This is a genomic window from Micromonospora sp. LZ37 (genome assembly GCF_059359015.1).
In genome coordinates this window covers 180,432-196,426 of record NZ_JCADBL010000009.1, presented here as the reverse complement: position 1 = coordinate 196,426, position 15,995 = coordinate 180,432, and the positions used below count along the sequence as shown (strand labels likewise).

14 protein-coding genes are annotated in these 15,995 nt (G+C 71.0%); 13 read left to right on the top strand and 1 reads right to left on the bottom strand.

The window, feature by feature from the left end:
* The first annotated feature begins 41 nt into the window (after positions 1-41).
* From AC5L3Z_RS19730 to AC5L3Z_RS19710, 5 genes are all read left to right on the top strand, one after another.
* A complete protein-coding gene (locus AC5L3Z_RS19730; protein ID WP_494844023.1) occupies positions 42-881 on the top strand; it encodes a helix-turn-helix domain-containing protein in 840 nt (279 codons plus the stop codon).
* 273 nt (positions 882-1,154) lie between these two features.
* Positions 1,155-2,366, top strand: a complete 1,212-nt coding sequence (locus AC5L3Z_RS19725) for a macrolide family glycosyltransferase (protein WP_494844021.1) — start codon at positions 1,155-1,157, stop codon at positions 2,364-2,366.
* Positions 2,367-2,369: 3 nt separating this feature from the next.
* Positions 2,370-2,861, top strand: coding sequence for a hypothetical protein (locus tag AC5L3Z_RS19720; protein WP_494844019.1), 492 nt, complete (start codon positions 2,370-2,372; stop codon positions 2,859-2,861).
* A complete protein-coding gene (locus AC5L3Z_RS19715) occupies positions 2,858-3,802 on the top strand; it encodes a hypothetical protein (RefSeq protein ID WP_494844017.1) in 945 nt (314 codons plus the stop codon). Before AC5L3Z_RS19720 ends, AC5L3Z_RS19715 begins: the two co-directional genes overlap by 4 nt.
* A 215-nt stretch (positions 3,803-4,017) precedes the next feature.
* A complete protein-coding gene (locus AC5L3Z_RS19710; protein WP_494844015.1) occupies positions 4,018-5,289 on the top strand; it encodes an FUSC family protein in 1,272 nt (423 codons plus the stop codon).
* A gap of 86 nt (positions 5,290-5,375) precedes the next feature.
* Here the strand turns inward: AC5L3Z_RS19710 and AC5L3Z_RS19705 are convergent, their stop codons facing one another.
* Positions 5,376-7,652 (bottom strand): hypothetical protein, encoded by a 2,277-nt coding sequence (locus AC5L3Z_RS19705; protein WP_494844013.1) that lies wholly within the window; start codon positions 7,650-7,652, stop codon positions 5,376-5,378.
* 358 nt (positions 7,653-8,010) lie between these two features.
* On the opposite strand from AC5L3Z_RS19705, the gene AC5L3Z_RS19700 reads away from it, so the two are divergent.
* From AC5L3Z_RS19700 to AC5L3Z_RS19665, 8 genes are all read left to right on the top strand, one after another.
* Positions 8,011-8,982: a helix-turn-helix domain-containing protein gene (locus AC5L3Z_RS19700; RefSeq protein WP_494844012.1), complete on the top strand. Its 972-nt coding sequence runs from the start codon at positions 8,011-8,013 to the stop codon at positions 8,980-8,982.
* A gap of 127 nt (positions 8,983-9,109) precedes the next feature.
* On the top strand, positions 9,110-10,912 hold the full coding sequence (locus tag AC5L3Z_RS19695; protein ID WP_494844011.1) for an FAD-dependent oxidoreductase: 1,803 nt from the start codon (positions 9,110-9,112) through the stop codon (positions 10,910-10,912).
* On the top strand, positions 10,909-11,970 hold the full coding sequence (locus AC5L3Z_RS19690; protein WP_494844009.1) for a maleylacetate reductase: 1,062 nt from the start codon (positions 10,909-10,911) through the stop codon (positions 11,968-11,970). Before AC5L3Z_RS19695 ends, AC5L3Z_RS19690 begins: the two co-directional genes overlap by 4 nt.
* Positions 11,967-12,860 carry an intradiol ring-cleavage dioxygenase gene (locus AC5L3Z_RS19685; RefSeq protein ID WP_494844008.1) on the top strand — a complete coding sequence of 298 codons (894 nt, stop codon included), beginning with the start codon at positions 11,967-11,969 and terminating at the stop codon, positions 12,858-12,860. The genes AC5L3Z_RS19690 and AC5L3Z_RS19685 overlap by 4 nt, the downstream gene beginning before the upstream one ends.
* Positions 12,861-12,863: 3 nt before the next feature.
* Complete coding sequence (locus AC5L3Z_RS19680) at positions 12,864-14,054, top strand: thiolase family protein (protein WP_494844007.1); 1,191 nt, start codon at positions 12,864-12,866, stop codon at positions 14,052-14,054.
* Positions 14,055-14,057: 3 nt separating this feature from the next.
* The gene (locus AC5L3Z_RS19675) at positions 14,058-14,756 is read left to right on the top strand and encodes a 3-oxoacid CoA-transferase subunit A (RefSeq protein WP_494844005.1); all 699 of its coding nucleotides are present in this window, start codon (positions 14,058-14,060) and stop codon (positions 14,754-14,756) included.
* A complete protein-coding gene (locus AC5L3Z_RS19670; RefSeq protein WP_494844004.1) occupies positions 14,753-15,406 on the top strand; it encodes a 3-oxoacid CoA-transferase subunit B in 654 nt (217 codons plus the stop codon). The genes AC5L3Z_RS19675 and AC5L3Z_RS19670 overlap by 4 nt, the downstream gene beginning before the upstream one ends.
* 31 nt (positions 15,407-15,437) lie before the next feature.
* On the top strand, positions 15,438-15,902 hold the full coding sequence (locus AC5L3Z_RS19665; protein WP_494844002.1) for a nuclear transport factor 2 family protein: 465 nt from the start codon (positions 15,438-15,440) through the stop codon (positions 15,900-15,902).
* The last annotated feature ends 93 nt before the right edge of the window (positions 15,903-15,995 follow it).

The following is a 15,995-nucleotide window of genomic DNA, read 5'->3' as shown; positions in this document are numbered from 1 at the left end:
CGGGGTTCGGTGCGCCGGGGAGGCCGCGCTAGGCTCCGACCATGAGCACGCCGCTGGGCGACTTCATCCGTGCCAAGCGCGACAGCATTCAGCCAGAATCGTTCGGACTTCCCGATCGTGGCCGCCGCCGGTCCCCTGGACTACGACGCTCAGACCTCGCCACGCGTGCCCGGATCAGCGTCGAATACCTCACCCGCATCGAGCAAGGACGGGACCGGAACCCGTCCCCTGCCGTGCTCAATGCTCTTGCGGACGCCCTGAGCCTCGATGCCGCCGAGCGCAATCACCTGCGCCACCTCGCCAAAATCACCGGCGGCGGGTGCGCAGGGCGCGGGCGGCCGGCGCCGCCCAACCGCCAGGTCCGGCCCACCGTGTTGGAGACCCTCGGACTTCTTGAGCCCGGCATCGCATTCGTCACCAACCGCCTGGGAGACGTGCTCGCACACACGAGTGGGTTCGAGCTGCTGATGCGTGGGATCGGGCTGTTCGAGAGCGGGACGCCGAACCTGACGCGCTACGTGTTCACCGATCCGCGCGCCCGGACGGTCTTCCCCGACTGGGATCAGGTGGCCGACGAACGAGCCTTCGAACTGTGGCTCGGGCCGTCTGCGGAGACCTCCGAATGGTTCAGGGCCGAGCTCGCCCCCGTGGCCGGAAAGGAGTTCACCCGACGACTCAACCGCCACCTGCCTCCACCGCCGGCCCCGCTTCGGCTCAACCACCCCATCGCGCACGAGCTTCGGTGGCAGCGAGAGAAGCTCGAATTGCCGAGAACCGATGCGCAGGAGCTGGTCGTTCTCCTGCCGGCTGATGACGCGACGGCGCGGGCCGTGGAGCGGCTGCGTCGCCAACCCGACCGCACTCTTCGCGCGGTCATCTAGCTCATGGCACTGGCCCTCCCGCCCACAAACCCGCCACCGCACGTCACGCCCGAGGGGTCTCGTCCGGGGACCATCGGCGAGCAGGCCGGTCACGAACCCGGTCGCGGTGCGGCGCGGCTCGACCCGCCCGGACCTGCCCGCGAGACGAGGCGGGTACCTCGCCGTCCGCGGCACTGCGCCATCCGCCAGCGTCTACGCTGATTACCGAGAGAGGCGGATAATGATCGCTACGTGTTGCCGGACGCTGACTCCCTCCATGTCCGGGGTCGGCCGATGAGCGCAGTCGCATTCCTCAACATCGCCATGCACGGGCACATCAACCCGACGCTGCCGGTCGTCGCCGAGCTTGTTCGTCGTGGCCACTCCGTCACGTACCACACGATGCCCGCCTACTCGGAGAAGATCGCGGCCACCGGCGCGCGAGTGCTCCTCTACTCCGGGGATGACATACCGCTGTCCGGCCCGCCGACGCCGGTCACGCTGATGGAGCAGCTCGCGCGCACGGCCGTACGCGTGCTGCCCGCCGTCCTCACCGATCTGCGCGGCGCCCTGCCCGATCTGATCGTGCATGACTCCGCCTGCCTGTGGGGGCCGGTGGCCGCCCGGGAACTCGACGTGCCGGCAGCGTCGTCGTTCACCACGTTCGCCTTCAACCGGCAGGTGCCCAGCCCCACCCGCGGCTCCTGGGAGTTGCTCGCCGCGGCGGCGGCCCTGCCCCGCCACGCCGGTGGGTACCTGAGGTCGCGCTGGGAGCTGCGCCGCCGGTACGACACGCATGCGGTACCCCTGGTCGACCTGGCGGACATCCGTCAGCCGCTCAACCTTGTCTACACCTCGCGGGAGTTCCACCCCGAGGCTGACAGCTTCGACCAGTCCTACCGGTTCGTCGGACCGAGCATCGGCGCCCGCCCAGCCGACTCGTCGTTCCCCGTCGACCGGCTGCGGAACCCGGTGCTCTACGCCTCGCTGGGCACGGTGTTCGGCGCCGACCCGCGGCTGCTGCGCAGTTTCGCCGACGCGCTCGCCCCGCTGGGTGGCACCGTGGTCATCGCCACCGGACCCACCGATCCCGCCGCGCTGAGTCCGCTGCCGGCCAACGTGATGGCCCACCGCTCCGTACCGCAGCTGGAGGTGCTGTCCCGTGCCGCGCTGTTCATCACCCACGGTGGGGTGAACAGCGTCAACGAGGCCCTGTACGCCGGCGTTCCGATGCTGGTGGTCCCGCAGGGCGCCGATCAGTCGCTGGTGGCTTCCCGAGTCGTCGAGCTCAATGCCGGCCTCGCGATCCGCAACGAGGACGTCAGCGTGGACGTCGTGCGCGCCCTCGCCCAGCGCCTGCTCGACGAGCCCCGATTCCGGGCCGCCGCGAGCACCCTGCGGGTCGCCCAGCGTCAGGCGGGCGGGTATTCGCGCGCCGCCGATGAACTCGAGCGCCATGTGCGGCAGACCGGCCCGGTCTCTGCCGACCTGCCACCGCAGGGCTGACCGATGTCCCCCGTCGTCGCCGTCCTGCTGCTGTTCGCCGGGCTGTCCGAGGCCGCCGGGCGTCTCCTGCCCGTGGTGGCACGCCTGTCCGGCGTGTCGCACCTCAGGGTGGTCGGGTTGTTGCTGGCCGGCGCCGTGGTCGACGGCGCGGTGTTCGCGCTCTGGCCACTGTCCGCGTGGACCCTTGCCGAGCTGGTGCTGCCCACCTCGCCGTCCGACGAGGCCGCGCTGGTCTGGACACCAGGCCTGGTCGCCCCGCTGCTACTTGCGGCAGTCCTCGCGTTCCCGCTGCTCGGGCCGTTGCTGCACCTGGTCCTCATGGTGGGAGTGGGGACCGGCCTCGCCGCTGCGCTCGCCACGGTGGCCGGGGTCGGCTGGTGGGATGCCGCCGCCTGCGTAGCCATCGCGGGAGTCGGGCTCGGCGTCGCCGTCGAGGGCATCCGCCGCCTGGTCGTGCGGCTCAACAGGCCAAGGGCACCGGAGCCCGTCACATGATCGAGTTTGCGCTCCTGCTGCTGCTCGGCGGGATCGGAGCGGTCCTGCTCGCCGAAGCTCTGCTCGCCCGCTACGAGGTGTTGGTCTATGCCGCAGGCTGGCGGACTCCCACGATCGCGCGCCCCGAGGGCGTGCCCGCCGCCCGGGGCGCGGAGCCGGACCGCCCCCCGGACGCATACCTGGTCTATCTGGACGGGATCGGGAAACGCCGCTTCCACGACACCCGCGACGGCGGCCGACTGGTCAAGTCCCTGATCGACGGCGCGCCGGAGCTCAGGGTGCTGGGCCAGGTGCAGCCCTACTCTCCGCTGGCCCTTCCGCTCGCCGACCGGCCGGTGTGGGTGTGGCTGCGCCGCCACATCGGGCTGGTGCTGTTCCTGCACAACGTGATGCAGATATTCGTCGCCGCCGACCGCCGGTACCGTCCCCTGTACAACCGCGCGGTCGGCTCGCAGATCGCCACTGAGCTCCGGCTCGCCGGTTACCGGCGGGACAGCGGTATCCCCGTGGTGATGCTTAGTTACAGCGGCGGCGCCCAGGTCGCCACCGGCGCGGTGGAAGAACTGTGGTCCCAGCTACGCTCCCCGCTCTGGCTGATCACTCTGGGCGGGTTCCACAACGGCGCCAACGACATCAGTCACGCCCAGCACCTCGACCGGCTCACCAGTACCGGCGACCGGATCGAGCGAGTCGGCACCTGGATGTTCCCGCAGCGGTGGCGACTGTTCCGCTGGAGCGGCTGGAACCGGGCCGACCGGGCAGGGAAGATCACGGTGCACTGGCTCGACCCGGCCACCCACGTCGGTCCGGGAAGCTACATCAGCCCGGAGACCCGGCTACCCGATGGTCGCAGTCACCTCGACCGGACCGCCGACACCGTGATCGGGCTGATCCGGGATCGCCTCAGCGCGACTGCGGGAACTGACGGCCCGCCGCCGTGAAGGACGCGGCCGGTGCCCTGGGGAAGGGCACGCACACGGTCGGGGCGCAACGGCAGTTCACCGGCACCGCGGGCCGGATCGAAAGAGCCCGGATCGCCTCGGTTTCGCGTTCCTTCCCTGATCGGTCGATCAGCCGATGTCGGAGCAGTCGCGGCGTTTGGCTCGCGGATCGCCATTGGCCCGTGTAGGGCGCGCATTCACGGGTAGAGCGCACCATGCATCAACAGGTGCCACGGCGCCGAGACCTGAAGTGGCTTCCCGGCTCGCGCTGGAAACGGGTCGTGCGGGCGGGTGCACGCGGCGCCGCCGAGGACCGGCTCGTCCAACGGCTCAAGGTGCGAGAGCGGGCGGTCCGGGTGTACGGCGGAGGCATCGTGGCCCTGCAGGCGGGCATCGCCGCGGTGGCCGCTTGGCTGCTGTCGCACGAACTGACCGGCAACCCCAGTCCCGTGTTCGCTCCGCTTGCTGCCGTCGGGGCTCTGGCCGTGTCCGTGGGGCAGCGGGTACGGCGGTTCGTCGAGCTGGTCGTGGGTGTGGCGCTGGGGGTGCTTGTTGGTGATGTGCTGCTGTCTCTCATCGGCACCGGGCCCTGGCAGCTCGGCCTGGTGGTCATCATGTCGATTCTCGTAGCCTTCACACTCAGCAGCCGGGCGGCGGTGGTCATCCAGACGGCGAGCACGGCAGTGCTGATCACCACCCTGAGCCCGCAGGCCCCGAACGTGGAGTTTTCCCGGTTCATCGACGCGCTGCTCGGCGGTGGTGTCGCACTGACCACGGCGATCCTCCTGCCGGTGAACCCGTTGCGAGTGGTCAGGCGTGCTGCCGGACCGGCGCTGCGAACGCTGGTCGAACAGCTGACGGAAACGGCAGAGGCGTTGTGCGAGCGCGATATCGAGCGGGCGATCCGGGCCCGGGACCGACTGCGCGGTAACCAGGAGGAACTTCGGGTCCTGCGGGAGGCGGTGGCGGGCGCACGGGAGGTGACCCGGCTGTCTCCGTTGTCATGGCGGCACCGGCACGGCGTGCTCAGTCACTACGCCCGAACCGCCGAACCGTTGGAGCGAGCGATGGGCAGCAGCGGCGCACTGATACGTCGAGCCGTCACTGTCATCGAGGACAAGGAGCCGGTCTCGGCCCAGATGATCGACGCGGTTCTCGCTCTCGCGGGGACGGTGCGGATACTTCGGGACGAGTTCGCGGCTCGACGGGAGCCGCGCGATGCGCGGGCGAAAGCCCTGCAAGCCGTTGAACATGCCGGCGCGGCGTACGGGGACGACATTGGTTTCTCCGGGACCGTCGTCCTCGCCCAGATCCGCACCACGGCCAGCGACCTGCTCGTCGCGTCCGGCCTGTCCCAGGCGGAAGCCAACCGGCAGGTTCGGTGCGCCTTCGGCAGGCTGCCGGATCCGTCGCCACCAGCCCGGCAGAGCGAGGCCACGGGCGATCATCCGCACCTGACACCGGACGCGTCGGGCCGGCGGCTCTGACCGCCGTCGTTGTATCCGGGGGAGTTCCGGCCATGGTGGGGCGGGCGTCTTGCGGCGACGGCTCCAGCTTCCTGACGGCGCCGAGTTCATCGTCCGTCCGGTGGCTCGGCCGGATGCGGCCCCGTCGGTGCGCGGAGGCGCCCGACCAGCTCGCGCGCCGCCTCGATGTACGGCTCGTCGGACTCGAGCGGCCCGTGTCCCCTGATCGGTGGTGGGACGCTGTCGTCGGGTGGGACGACCACGTCGCTCGGGTCTCGGAGGCGGCGGTCCACGGTTGCCGCCGGACCGGTGACGGTGAGCGGCTCGTCCGGCCGGTGGGCGGAGAAGATCCATCCGCCGATCGCGTCGGTGTCGCGCCACAGGTTCAACCATCGCCAACCGACTCGACCACCCACCTCGTGCAGCATGTCGTCGTCGATGTAGGCGGGAAAGAGCCGGGCGTAGAGCCGGCGCAGTGGTGAGCCATAGGTGAGTAGGGCGACCCGGCCGCTGACGTGGGGCGGCAGTTGGAGGACGGTGGCGGTGACCAGTACGGAGCCGTGGCTGTACCCGGCGATCAGGACGGCGTTGCCGCTTTCGACCAGGTAGGTGATGCGTCGTGCCAGCTCCGGCACGGCCCGCTCGGCGTAGCAGGGCGGCGCGAAGGGGTGGGCGGCGCGAGGCCAGAAGGTGGCCAGGTCCCAGAGCACGCCGACGTGGCGCCGGAACCCGGCGGTCCGGTAGGCGAAGATTCCGCCGATGACAAGACTGAGCATGGTCGCCGCGATCAGGTAGCTGCCCATCCCGATGCCGAAGTCGACCAGGCCGGCCGGCACCCCTGCATACCGCTCGATTGTTTCGCCTGGATACAGCCCCAGTAGGTCTACTGCGGCGTTTGCCGCGCTGAGTCCGGCGAGGCAGGCGTAGACCACGGCCAGCGGTATCAGCCATTCGGTGAACCGGGCCCGGACGATCGCCTGCTGCACCTGCCGCAGCCGGGGCGCGGCCTCCCTCGGCGGGTCCGGGAAGTCGCGTGCGACGATCGCGGCCGCGGCGCGGCAGCGGTGGCGTCGGGAGATCAGGACCACCACACCGGCGACGACCAGCGTGATCAGCGCCGCCCGGAAAAAGCCGTAGATCGCCCAGGTGTAGGCGGCTGCTGGGCGGGGGACCAGGTCTTGTGGGACTGGGGCTGATGCGCTGCGGTCCAGGTAGTCGGCCACCCGGTGGACGAGTTCGGCGGAGAACGCCACCGCGATACTTGCGGCCGCGGTCGCGGTGATCAGCGCGCCCAGCCCGAGTAGCGGCGGGTGACCCGGCTGTCGGTCCGGGCGCCACAGCAGCGCGGCGGCCAGGGCGGCCAGCAGCCCGGCATGAGCAACGAACAGCCAGGTCAGGGTCGAGCCGTAGCCGGGCAGGCCACCCCCTTCCTGCCAACGCGTGGGACTGGCCAGGACGTGGGCGCAGACCGCGACGGTGAGACCGATGGCGATCGTCCGCAGCAGGCGGGCGGCGTCGTCGAGCCGCCGGTTCGTGGGGGCCCGGTCGACCAGCGGGGGGGTGCAGAGCAGGGCGACACAGGTGGCCAGGACGCCTCCCGTTGCCGCAGCCAACACGATGGTGGTGGCTGAGGCGCCCTGTGCGGCCCGGGCGAACAGCAGGCTGGCGTTCAGTGTCGCGAACGCCGTAGCGACGTGGATCGAACGTAGCCGTCCCACCAGCGGCTCCGCGTCCCACTGGCCGACCGCGCTGAGCGGATGACCGGACACCCTGCTCTCCGGCGGGCGGAACGCCGTGAACGACCGTCCCGGGCGCGTGCTGGCCCACCAGATCAGACCGATGGCGGCGGCCGGGACCAGCGCGAGCACGGCCAGTCGCAACCCGGTGGGACGTCCCCCCAGCCAGGACAGCCAGTTACGACCGGACATGCAGGCTGGGGAGGACATGCACTGCCAGGCGACCAGGTCCAGCGCGACACCGACGGCGGCGAGCACGTACAGCACGGTCAGGGTGAGGCCCAGCACCCGGCACAGCGATCTGACCACCGTGTCGGAAGCCGGGTTGCCCGGGCGCATCCAGACCGCGAGGTTGAGCAGCATGAACGGCAGCAGGAACAGCAGCGAGAGGGTCCGAACCGCGGTGCCGGAGGGCAGGTCACTCCACCGGTACGCCTCCAGGGTCACCCCACCCGCGCCGTCGGCGTCCGGGCAGCAGGGCCGGGACTGGGGCCGGTAGAAGCCCGCGCTGCCATCCCCCGCGACCTGCTGCACGTTCGGTCGGTCCAACACCTGGGCGGCACCTGCGGCGGCGATCCCGTGCACCCGCAACTCCACCACGTCGTCCGGCGTCGCCGGCCCGCTCACTCCCGCTGGTCCATCTGGCATCGACCCTCCGAGACATCTCGGCAGCCCCACCGCAGGTGGCGGGCTGAGGATGGTCCCGCCGGCCGGGTGGAAGGCGGATCTACCCCACCCGGCCGGCTCTAACCCTGGGGTACGGCACCAGTGCCGCACGGCACGACCACCGTGCCCACCGACCCCGGGCGGTCGGCGGACGACCTGTGCGGAGGCCCGTCGACCTTCAGTCGCATTCGAGATATCCGCAGGCGAATTGTGCTGGCCCGGAAAGCGATAACGTATCCATCGGCGTGAGGCAATGTGTGTGAGCGGCGCATTCCGCTAAGTGAATGATGGTCATTCATCGCGCTAGGATGGCTCCAGGATCGGGCCGGAGACAGTGGGGGTGACCGTGACGACGGGTTCGGCGACGGCCCGGCGGCCGGTGAGCTTCAGCACCGGGGGGCTCCCGGAGGCCCAGCGGATCGCGCTGTGGGAGGACCACAACGCGCACGCGCTGATTGGCCTGCGGTGTCACACGTTGGGCGGGGCGCCCTTCGACGCGACCGAGCTCAACCTCGAGCTCGAGCAGTTGCACCTGGCCCGCGTCCGCAGCAACGCCCACGTCGTCGAACGTCCGGCCGAGGTGATCCGCAGGCATCCGGCGGACGCGGTCGCGGTCTACCTGACCCTCGTCGGGGAGGCGTTCTTCTACCACGACGACGGGGTGCTCACCCTGCGACCGGGACAGGCTCTCATCTGCGATGCCGACCGTCCGTTCATGCGCGGCTTCTCGCGTGGCCTGGAGGAACTCGCCATCAAGGTGCCGCGTCCGCTGTTCCGAGAGCTGACCGGCCTCGATTCGCTCAGCACCCCGGTGGTGCGCGATTTCGCCGGGGGCGACGTGCCGGCACGGACGTTCGCGAGGCTGATCGACCGTGCCCTGCGCCCCGAGGGAGGCGAGCCCGTCGACGAACGGATCGCCCTCGACCTGCTCGCGAGCATGACCGGCAGCCGCCCGGTCAACCTCGGCTCGGTGCATCTGGCCAACGCGCGCACCTTCATCGAGGATCACCTGACCGACAGCGGCCTGACCGCCGCCCGGGTCGCGGCCGGGATCGGCGTCAGCGAACGCCACCTGTCCCGGGCGTTCGCCGCCGCCGGCACCACCGTTCCGCAGTTCGTGCTGGCGCGGCGGCTGGAACGCGCCCGTGCGCTGCTCGCGTCCGCGCCACAGCTGCCGGTCGGTGAGGTCGCCGCGCGCTGCGGTTTCGGGTCGGCCACCCACTTCTCCCAGGCGTTCCGGGCGCGTTTCGGCATGCGCGCCACCGACCTGCGTCGGCAGGCGCGGGCGACGGCCGGCTCGGTCAGTTCCTAGATTCCGCCACACCTTCGTCTTTCCGCCGTGTTACGGCCTCAGCCCTTGCTGGGGCGGCGGAGCACCGCCGCACACTTGTCGAGCGAGTGGCCAGGACCACACGCCGAGCAGTGGAGTGGGGGATCTGATGGCAGTGTTCAGCGACGGGATGGCCGAGACGCCGCTACCTCAGGGGTCGACGGTGACGACCGACGTCGTCGTCATCGGCTCGGGCCCGGCGGGAGCGGGGGCGGCGTTGTTCCTGTCCACGCTGGGAATCCCGAACATCATGATCACGAAGTACCGGTGGACGGCCAACACGCCGCGGGCGCACATCACCAACCAGCGCTCGATGGAGGTCTTCCGGGACCTGGGCATCGAGGACCAGGTGCTCGCCGACGCCACTCCGCACGAGCTGATGGGCGACACCGTCTTCTGCACCTCGATCGCCGGCGAGGAGATCGGGCGGATCCTCACCTGGGGTACGCATCCCGCCCGGCAGGCCGACTACCGCCTCGCGTCACCGTGCCTGCCGGTCGACATCCCCCAGACCCACCTGGAGCCGATCCTCCTGCGCAACGCCGTGATGCGGGGTACCCAGGCCCGGTTCTCCACCGAGTACCTGGGGCACCGGCAGGACGCCGACGGCGTCAGCGTCGAGGTGCGGGACCGCCTCACCGGCCAGGAGTACACGATCCGGGCCAAGTACCTCATCGGTGCCGACGGCGCCCGCTCCAAGGTCGCCGCCGACCTCGGCCTTCCGATGGAAGGTGCGATGGACATCGCCGGTTCGATGAACATCACCTTCAAGGCGGACATCGCGGCATACTGCGACCACCGGCCGTCGGTGCTCTACTGGGTGATCCAGCCCGGGTCGAACGTCGGCGGCATCGGGGCCGGGCTGGTGCGGATGGTGCGGCCCTGGAACGAGTGGCTCGTCGTCTGGGGCTACGACATCAGCCAGCCCCCACCGGTCGTGGACGAGGCCGCCGCCATCCAGATCGTGCGCAACCTGCTGGGGCTGCCCGACATCGAGGTGGAGATCACCGGCACGTCGTTGTGGGGCAACAACGAGATGTACGCGACCCACCTGCAGTCGGGACGGGTGTTCTGTGTCGGGGACGCGGTCCACCGCCACCCGCCGAGCAACGGCCTGGGATCGAACACCTCGATCCAGGACTCCTACAACCTCGCCTGGAAGCTGGCGGCAGTCCTCCGTCAGCAGGCCGCGCCTTCGCTGCTGGAGACCTACTCGGTCGAACGCGCGCCGGTGGCGAAGCAGATCGTTCAGCGCGCCAACAAGTCGAGCCGGGAGTTCGTCCAGTTCTTCGAGGCGCTGGGCCTGCTCGACGCCGCCGACGAGGCCGAGATGGCCGCGCGCATCGAGGAGCGCAAGGCCAACACTCCAGAGGGGGCGGCCAAGCGGGCCGCGTTGATGTCGGCCATGGAGCTCAAGCACTACGAGTTCAACGCCCACGGGGTCGAGCTGGGGCAGTTCTACGAGTCCGAGGCGGTGGTCTCCGACGCCACCCGCCGGCCGGAGCCGAGCCGTGACCCGGAGCTGTACTACGAGCCGTCCACGGTCCCCGGATCCCGGCTGCCGCACGCCTGGGTGGGCGATGCCCGGCACAAGGTCTCCACGCTCGACCTGGCGCCGATGACCCGGTTCACCGTGTTGACCGGCATCGCGGGGGAGCCGTGGGTGGCGGCCGCCGAGAAGGTCGGCCAGGAGCTCGGTGTGCCGCTGGAGGCCGTGGTGATCGGCCCCGGGCGCGAGGTGACCGACCTGTACTACGACTGGGCGCGGGTGCGGGAGGTCGAGGAGGACGGCGTGCTCCTGGTACGTCCGGACAAGCACATCGGCTGGCGGTCGATGCGGTTGCCCGCCGATCCGGAGCGGGCGCTGCGCGAGGCGATGTCGGCGATCCTCGGCCGGGGTGATGCGGCGTGAGAGTCAGCTTCACGCACGAGACGCTGCCGCAGCGGGTGGTGTTCGCCTCCTACGAGGCGGCGGGTCACCTCGCCGAGGAGGTGGCCCGACTCGGCGCCGCCTGCCCGATGGTGATCGCCGCGGAGGCCGACAGCGCGTTGGCCGACCCGTTGGTGGCCGCCCTGCCGAACGCGGTGCGCCACACCGAGGTGGTGATGCACGTGCCCACCGAGGTTGCCGAGCGGGCCCGCGCGGCGGCCGAGAAGCACGACGTCGATGCCATCGTCAGCATCGGCGGCGGCTCCACCACCGGTTTGGCCAAGGCGGTGGCGCTGACCACCGGGCTGCCCGTCGTCGCCGTTCCGACCACGTACGCGGGCTCGGAGGCCACCAACGTCTGGGGGCTGACCGAGGACGGCCGCAAGACCACCGGGGTCGATCCCCGCGTGCTGCCGCGGTCCGTCGTCTACGACGCCAGCCTGATGCTGTCCCTGCCGGTGCCACTGAGCGTGGCCTCCGGGTTGAACGCGCTGGCGCACTGTGTCGACTCGATGTGGGCGCCGCGGGTCGACCCGATCGACCAGGCGCTCGCGCTGGAGGGCATCCGTGCCCTCCGCCAGGGACTGCCCGAGGTCGTGCGCGATCCGCAGGGCATGGAGGGGCGCGAGCAGACGCTGTACGGGGCCTACCTGGCCGCCGTGGCGTTCGCCTCGGCCGGCTCCGGGCTGCACCACAAGATCTGCCACGTGCTCGGCGGGATGTACAACCTCCCGCACGCGCAGACCCACGCCGTGGTGCTGCCGTACGTCCTCGCGTTCAACGCGCCGTCGGTCCCCGACAGCGCGCAGCGGATGGCGGCGGCCTTCGGTGCGGCGTCCGCCCTGGACGGGTTGCGGCGCCTGCGCGAGCAGGTGGACGCGCCGCGCGCCCTGCGCGACCACGGGCTGCGCGAGACCGACATCCCGGCCGCGGTCGACGCGGTCCTGGCGGTCGTGCCACCGAGCAACCCGACGCCGGTCACCCGCGAGAACCTCGCGGACCTTCTACACCGAGCATGGGACGGAGGGGAGCTGGCATGAGCTCCGAGCAGCAGGACCGTGAGTCACAGCTGGTCGAGCGGGTGGTCGCGTCGTTCGCCGACGCGCCGGATCCGCGGGTCAGGGAGCTGATGCAGGCGCTCACCCGGCACCTGCACGCCTTCCTGCGGGAGGTGCGGCCGACCGAGCAGGAGTGGCAGCGCGCCATCGAGTTCCTCACCGCCGTCGGTCACATCACCGACGACCGGCGTCAGGAGTTCATCCTGCTCTCCGACGTCCTGGGCGCATCGATGCAGACCGTCACCGTCAACAACGAGGCGTACCGCGACGCCACCGAGGCGACGGTCTTCGGCCCGTTCTTCGTCGACGGCTCGCCGAAGATCGAACACGGCGGTGACATCGCGGCCGGGGCGTCCGGGCAGCCGTGCTGGGTCGAGGGCACGGTCACCGACACCGACGGCAACCCGGTGCCGCACGCGCGGATCGAGGTCTGGGAGGCCGACGAGGACGGCTTCTACGACGTCCAGTACGGCGACGACCGGGTCGCCGCCCGTGGCCACCTGTACAGCGACGCGGACGGCGGCTACCGCTTCTGGGGGGTCACTCCGACGCCGTACCCGATCCCGCACGACGGACCCGTCGGCCGGCTGCTGGCCGCCACCGGCCGGTCCCCGATGCGGGCCTCACACCTGCATTTCATGATCCAGGGAGAGGGTTACCGGACCCTGGTGACCCACATCTTCGTCCGCGGGGACGAGCTGCTGGACCGCGACAGCGTCTTCGGGGTACGGGACTCGCTGGTCAAGGACTTCGCGCCCCAGCCGGCCGGATCCCCGACCCCCGATGGCCGCGACCTGGGAGACCGCGCGTGGTCACGCGTGCGGTTCGACATCGTCCTGGCGCCCGCGACCGCGGCTCACGAGGAGGCCTGACCCATGCCCACCGACGTGTACCTGTACGACGCCGTCCGCACCCCCTTCGGCCGCTACGGCGGTGCGTTGGCCGGCGTGCGGCCGGACGACCTGGCGGCGCACGTGCTGCGGACGCTGGTCGAGCGCGCGCCCGCGCTGGACCCGGACCGCGTCGACGAGATCGTGCTGGGCAACGCCAACGGCGCCGGGGAGGACAACCGCAACGTCGCCCGGATGGCGGGTCTGCTGGCCGGCCTGCCGACGTCGGTACCGGCCACGACGGTGAACCGGCTCTGCGGCTCCAGCCTGGACGCCGCCATCGTCGCGTCCCGCCAGATCGCCCTCGACGAGGCGGACGTGGTGCTGGTCGGCGGTGTGGAGTCGATGAGCCGGGCGCCGTGGGTGCTGCCCAAGCCGGAGAAGGCGTACCCGGCCGGGGACGCGGCGCTGGTCTCCACCGCCCTGGGCTGGCGGTTGGTGAACCCGCGGATGAACCCGGAGTGGACGGTCTCGCTGGGCGAGGCCACCGAGCTGCTCGCGATCCGTGAGCAGGTCGACCGCGACGCGCAGGACGCCTTCGCGCTGCGCTCGCACCAGGCGGCCGCCCGCGCCTGGGAGTCGGGGTTCTACGACGACCTCGTCGTCGGCGTGCCCGGGGTGGACCTCGCCCGCGACGAGTCCATCCGGTCCGACACCAGCCTGGCGAAGCTCGCCGCGCTCAAACCGGTGTTCCGCAAGCAGGACGGCACGGTGACCGCCGGAAACTCCTCGCCGCTCAACGACGGCGCCTCCGCGGTGCTGCTGGGCAGCCCGTCCGCCGAGGAGATCGTCGGTCGGTCGCCGCTGGCGCGCATCGCCGGTCGCGGGGCTGCCGCGAACGACCCGCAGTACTTCGGGTTCGCGCCGGTGGAGGCCGCCAACCTGGCGCTCAAGCGCGCCGGCATCGGCTGGGGTGAGGTGGGTGCCGTCGAATTGAACGAGGCGTTCGCCGCCCAGACCGTGGCGTGCGTCAACGCCTGGGGCGTCGACCCCGACATCGTCAACGCACACGGCGGCGCCATCGCCATCGGTCACCCGTTGGGCGCCTCCGGCACCCGGGTGCTCGGCACGCTCGCCCGCTCGCTGCGCGCCTCGGGCCAGCGGTGGGGGGTCGCCGCGATCTGCATCGGTGTCGGGCAGGCGCTCGCCGTGGTCCTCGAGAACCTGGACGCCTGAGCCGTGGCCAGCATCCTGGACGACCCGACCGCGGCGGTCGCGGGGATCCCCGACGGCGCCACGGTGATGATCGGCGGATTCGGCACGGCCGGCCAGCCGGTCGAACTCATCGAGGCGCTCATCGCGTGCGGCGCCACGAATCTCACCGTGGTCAACAACAACGCCGGAAACGGGGACGTGGGCCTGGCGGCGCTGATCCGCGCGGGGCGCGTACGCAAGATCGTTTGCTCGTTCCCCCGCCAGCGGGACTCCTGGCACTTCGATGAGAAGTACCGGGCCGGTGAGATCGAGCTGGAGCTCGTTCCGCAGGGCAACCTCGCCGAGCGCATCCGCGCCGCGGGTGCCGGCATCGGAGCCTTCTACACGCCGACCGGTTACGGGACCTCCCTGGCCGAGGGCAAGGAGGTCCGGGAGATCGACGGAAGGCACTACGTGCTCGAGTACCCGCTGCGAGCGGACTACGCTCTCGTGAAGGCGCACCGGGCCGACGAACTCGGCAACCTGGTCTACCGCAAGACCGCCCGCAACTTCGGGCCGATCATGGCGGCGGCCGCGACGATCACGGTCGTGCAGGTCGAGGAGTTGGTGCCGGTCGGTGCACTCGACCCGGAGGTCATCGTCACGCCGGGCATCTATGTCGACCGCCTCGTCCGGGTGCCGGCCCCCGTGCCGGTGCCCGAGCCGGTCGGAGCGGGCCAGTGACCGGGGTGGGCCGGCGCGGGCTCGGCAAGGACGAACTCGCCGCCCGCGTCGCGCGCGACATCCCGCACGGAGCCTTCGTGAACCTCGGCATCGGGCTGCCGACCCGGATCAGCAACCACCTCTCCCCGGGCAGCGGCATCGTGCTGCACACGGAGAACGGCATGCTGGGCATGGGGCCCGAGGCGCAGGGGGACGCGATCGACCTCGACCTCATCAACGCCGGCAAGGTTCCCGTGACCGAACTGCCCGGCGCCTCGTACTTCCACCACGCCGACTCCTTCGCCATGATGCGCGGCGGCCACCTGGACGTCTGCGTGCTCGGCGCCTACCAGGTGTCGGCCCGCGGTGACCTCGCGAACTGGCACACCGGCCGGCCCGACGACATCCCGGCCGTCGGCGGCGCGATGGACCTTGCCATCGGGGCCAAGGAGACGTTCGTGATGATGGATCTGCTGTCCCGGGACGGGGTGGCGAAGCTGGTGCCGGAGTGCACCTACCCGCTGACCGGTGTGGGCTGCGTCAGCCGCGTCTACACCGACCTCGCGGTGTTCGTCATCGAGGACGAGGGCGTGGCGGTACGGGAGCTGTTCGACTGCACGTTCGACGAACTCGTGGGTCTGCTCGAGGTCCCGCTGCTGGACCGGACCTGACCCGCAGTCTCCGAATCGGAAGGATCCGACCATGGCACTGACCACCCAGACCATGACCGACGAACAGCGCAAGTCGGTCGCCCTGGAATACCTGAAGGCCTTCGACAACGGTGGGGTGACCTCCACCGGGGGCACCATCCTGGACCTGTTCGCCGACGACGCCCAGGTGTACTTCCCGAAGTGGGGACTGGCCACCGGCAAGGAACAGATCGGCAGACTGTTCGCCGAGGTGGGTGGCACGATCAAGCAGATCGAGCACCACTATTCGCACTTCAACTGGGTCTTCTCGGGCAGCGACATCGTGGTGTGCGAGGGCGCCAGCCACGGCGAGCACCGGGACGGACCGTGGCGGGCGGGGGTCCCCGAGTGGGGCGCCGGACGCTGGTGCGACGTGTTCGAGATCCGGGACTGGAAGATCCAGCGCGTCTTCATCTACCTCGATCCCGACTACGCCGGGCAGGACACCGCCCGCTACCCCTGGCTGCAGCAGGGGTGACCCGAGCCGGCCTGACCGCGCGCCGACCGCCGCGACCGGTGGCAAGGACGCGGAGGAGGAGGGTGCGGGCGGGCTTCTCGACGACCGTGTGCA